The organism is Caryophanon latum, assembly GCF_001700325.1.
In the GTDB taxonomy this organism is placed as follows: domain Bacteria; phylum Bacillota; class Bacilli; order Bacillales_A; family Planococcaceae; genus Caryophanon; species Caryophanon latum.
On sequence record NZ_MATO01000051.1, the window covers coordinates 1 to 4,782 of the forward strand.

Genomic DNA, 4,782 nt, shown 5'->3' on the forward strand with positions numbered 1-4,782 from the left:
AGTTTCGGCTAAAATGACATTTTGAGCTCAACTCGAATTCTACTTTTATGGAGAGTTTGATCCTGGCTCAGGACGAACGCTGGCGGCGTGCCTAATACATGCAAGTCGAGCGAAGACTTCATCGGTACTTGTACCTTTGAATTTTTAGCGGCGGACGGGTGAGTAACACGTGGGTAACCTACCTTATAGTTTGGGATAACTCCGGGAAACCGGGGCTAATACCGAATAAGTGATTTCTTCGCATGAAGTGAATCTGGAAAGACGGTTTCGGCTGTCGCTATAGGATGGACCCGCGGCGCATTAGCTAGTTGGTGAGGTAACGGCTCACCAAGGCAACGATGCGTAGCCGACCTGAGAGGGTGATCGGCCACACTGGGACTGAGACACGGCCCAGACTCCTACGGGAGGCAGCAGTAGGGAATCTTCCACAATGGACGAAAGTCTGATGGAGCAACGCCGCGTGAGTGAAGAAGGATTTCGGTTCGTAAAACTCTGTTGTAAGGGAAGAATAAGTAGCGTAGTAACTGGCGTTACCTTGACGGTACCTTATTAGAAAGCCACGGCTAACTACGTGCCAGCAGCCGCGGTAATACGTAGGTGGCAAGCGTTGTCCGGAATTATTGGGCGTAAAGCGCGCGCAGGTGGTTCTTTAAGTCTGATGTGAAAGCCCCCGGCTCAACCGGGGAGGGTCATTGGAAACTGGGGAACTTGAGTGCAGAAGAGGATAGTGGAATTCCAAGTGTAGCGGTGAAATGCGTAGAGATTTGGAGGAACACCAGTGGCGAAGGCGACTGTCTGGTCTGTAACTGACACTGAGGCGCGAAAGCGTGGGGAGCAAACAGGATTAGATACCCTGGTAGTCCACGCCGTAAACGATGAGTGCTAAGTGTTGGGGGGTTTCCGCCCCTCAGTGCTGCAGCTAACGCATTAAGCACTCCGCCTGGGGAGTACGGTCGCAAGACTGAAACTCAAAGGAATTGACGGGGGCCCGCACAAGCGGTGGAGCATGTGGTTTAATTCGAAGCAACGCGAAGAACCTTACCAGGTCTTGACATCCCGCTGACCGCTATGGAGACATAGCTTTCCCTTCGGGGACAGTGGTGACAGGTGGTGCATGGTTGTCGTCAGCTCGTGTCGTGAGATGTTGGGTTAAGTCCCGCAACGAGCGCAACCCTTGTCCTTAGTTGCCATCATTTAGTTGGGCACTCTAGGGAGACTGCCGGTGACAAACCGGAGGAAGGTGGGGATGACGTCAAATCATCATGCCCCTTATGACCTGGGCTACACACGTGCTACAATGGACGATACAAACGGTTGCCAACCCGCGAGGGGGAGCCAATCCGATAAAGTCGTTCTCAGTTCGGATTGTAGGCTGCAACTCGCCTACATGAAGCCGGAATCGCTAGTAATCGCGGATCAGCATGCCGCGGTGAATACGTTCCCGGGCCTTGTACACACCGCCCGTCACACCACGAGAGTTTGTAACACCCGAAGCCGGTGGGGTAACCCTTTTGGGAGCTAGCCGTCGAAGGTGGGATAGATGATTGGGGTGAAGTCGTAACAAGGTAGCCGTATCGGAAGGTGCGGCTGGATCACCTCCTTTCTAAGGATATATTACGGAAAGCAACTTTAGTAGTTGCTACTCATCAACGTTTGTGTTCAGTTTTGAAGGTTTTGTTCTTTGAAAACTGGATAAAACGATATCGAAAACAAACAAAACATCTATTATTTTTATAGATTACAAGTCAAGCAATTGACGTGTATCTCTTAAAATCTTAAACCGTTCGGTTTAAGTAGTAACTAACTTATTGGTTAAGTTATTAAGGGCGCACGGTGGATGCCTTGGCACTAGGAGTCGATGAAGGACGGCACTAACACCGATATGCCTCGGGGAGCTGTAAGTGAGCTTTGATCCGGGGATTTCCGAATGGGGGAACCCACGATGCTTAATCGCATCGTATCTACACGTGAATTCATAGCGTGATGAGGACAGACGCAGAGAACTGAAACATCTAAGTACCTGCAGGAACAGAAAGAAAATTCGATTCCCTGAGTAGCGGCGAGCGAAACGGGAAGAGCCCAAACCAACGAGCTTGCTCGTTGGGGTTGTAGGACACTCTATACGGAGTTACAAAAGAATGAATTAGACGAATCGACTTGGAACGGTCAGCCATAGCGGGTAACAGCCCCGTAGTTAAAAGTTTATTCCCTCCAGAGTGGATCCTGAGTACGGCGGAACACGTGAAATTCCGTCGGAATCTGGGAGGACCATCTCCCAAGGCTAAATACTACCTAGTGACCGATAGTGAACCAGTACCGTGAGGGAAAGGTGAAAAGCACCCCGGGAGGGGAGTGAAATAGATCCTGAAACCGTGTGCCTACAAGTAGTTAGAGCCCGTTAATGGGTGATAGCGTGCCTTTTGTAGAATGAACCGGCGAGTTACGATTACGTGCAAGGTTAAGTTGAGAAGACGGAGCCGCAGCGAAAGCGAGTCTGAATAGGGCGAATGAGTACGTGGTCGTAGACCCGAAACCAGGTGATCTACCCATGGCCAGGATGAAGGTGAGGTAACACTTACTGGAGGTCCGAACCCACGCACGTTGAAAAGTGCGGGGATGAGCTGTGGGTAGCGGAGAAATTCCAATCGAACCTGGAGATAGCTGGTTCTCTCCGAAATAGCTTTAGGGCTAGCCTCGTGATTGAGAATACTGGAGGTAGAGCACTGTTTGGACTAGGGGGGCATCTCGCTTTACCGAATTCAGACAAACTCCGAATGCCAGATATTTATACACGGGAGTCAGACTGCGAGTGATAAGATCCGTAGTCAAGAGGGAAACAGCCCAGACCACCAGCTAAGGTCCCAAAGTAATCATTAAGTGGAAAAGGATGTGGCGTTGCTTAGACAACCAGGATGTTGGCTTAGAAGCAGCCATCATTTAAAGAGTGCGTAATAGCTCACTGGTCGAGTGACACTGCGCCGAAAATGTATCGGGGCTAAATGATTCACCGAAGCTGTGGATGTGTCCGTATGGACACGTGGTAGGAGAGCGTTCTAACAGCGTTGAAGTCAGACCGGAAGGACTGGTGGAGCGGTTAGAAGTGAGAATGCCGGTATGAGTAGCGAAAGACGGGTGAGAATCCCGTCCACCGTATGACTAAGGTTTCCTGAGGAAGGCTCGTCCGCTCAGGGTTAGTCGGGACCTAAGCCGAGGCCGATAGGCGTAGGCGATGGACAACAGGTTGATATTCCTGTACCACCTCCTCACCGTTTGAGAAATGGGGGGACGCAGTAGGATAGGGTAAGCAGAGCGTTGGTTGTCTCTGTTCAAGCAGTAAGGTGTGTATGTAGGCAAATCCGCATACTGTAACATTGAGCTGTGATGACGAGTCCGTATGGACGAAGTTCCTGATTTCACGCTGCCAAGAAAAGCCTCTATCGAGGTGAGAGGTGCCCGTACCGCAAACCGACACAGGTAGTCGAGGAGAGAATCCTAAGGTGTGCGAGAGAACTCTCGTTAAGGAACTCGGCAAAATGACCCCGTAACTTCGGGAGAAGGGGTGCTCTTGAGCGTGCATAGCGCATGAGAGCCGCAGTGAATAGGCCCAGGCGACTGTTTAGCAAAAACACAGGTCTCTGCAAAACCGTAAGGTGAAGTATAGGGGCTGACGCCTGCCCGGTGCTGGAAGGTTAAGAGGAGCGGTTAGCGCAAGCGAAGCTGTGAATTGAAGCCCCAGTAAACGGCGGCCGTAACTATAACGGTCCTAAGGTAGCGAAATTCCTTGTCGGGTAAGTTCCGACCCGCACGAAAGGCGTAACGATCTGGGCACTGTCTCAACGAGAGACTCGGTGAAATTATAGTACCTGTGAAGATGCAGGTTACCCGCGACAGGACGGAAAGACCCCGTGGAGCTTTACTGTAGCTTGATATTGAATTTTGGTACAACTTGTACAGGATAGGAAGGAGCCTGAGAAACGTGAGCGCTAGCTTGCGTCGAGGCGTCGGTGGGATACTTCCCTGGTTGTATTGAACTTCTAACCCATGCCCCTCATCGGGGTAGGAGACAGTGTCAGGCGGACAGTTTGACTGGGGCGGTCGCCTCCTAAAAGGTAACGGAGGCGCCCAAAGGTTCCCTCAGAATGGTTGGAAATCATTCGTAGAGTGTAAAGGCATAAGGGAGCTTGACTGCGAGACCTACAAGTCGAGCAGGGTCGAAAGACGGGCTTAGTGATCCGGTGGTTCCGCATGGAAGGGCCATCGCTCAACGGATAAAAGCTACCCCGGGGATAACAGGCTTATCTCCCCCAAGAGTCCACATCGACGGGGAGGTTTGGCACCTCGATGTCGGCTCATCGCATCCTGGGGCTGTAGTCGGTCCCAAGGGTTGGGCTGTTCGCCCATTAAAGCGGTACGCGAGCTGGGTTCAGAACGTCGTGAGACAGTTCGGTCCCTATCCGTCGTGGGCGTAGGAAATTTGAGAGGAGCTGTCCTTAGTACGAGAGGACCGGGATGGACACACCGCTGGTGTACCAGTTGTTCTGCCAAGGGCATCGCTGGGTAGCTATGTGTGGACGGGATAAGTGCTGAAAGCATCTAAGCATGAAGCCCCCCTCAAGATGAGATTTCCCATTACGCAAGTAAGTAAGACCCCTGAAAGACGATCAGGTAGATAGGTTCGAGGTGGAAGTGCGGTGACGTATGGAGCTGACGAATACTAATCGGTCGAGGACTTAACCAAATCTGTTTTCAATGATATCGCGTTTATCAAGTTTAGAAAGAACA

2 rRNA genes are annotated in these 4,782 nt (G+C 51.3%); both read left to right on the top strand.

From position 1 onward, the window contains the following. The first annotated feature begins 44 nt into the window (after positions 1 to 44). Positions 45 to 1,603 (top strand): 16S ribosomal RNA (locus A6K76_RS12575). 207 nt (positions 1,604 to 1,810) lie between these two features. Continuing rightward, positions 1,811 to 4,738, top strand: a 23S ribosomal RNA gene (locus tag A6K76_RS12580). The 16S and 23S rRNA genes sit together here, the layout of an rRNA operon. Positions 4,739 to 4,782: the final 44 nt, after the last annotated feature.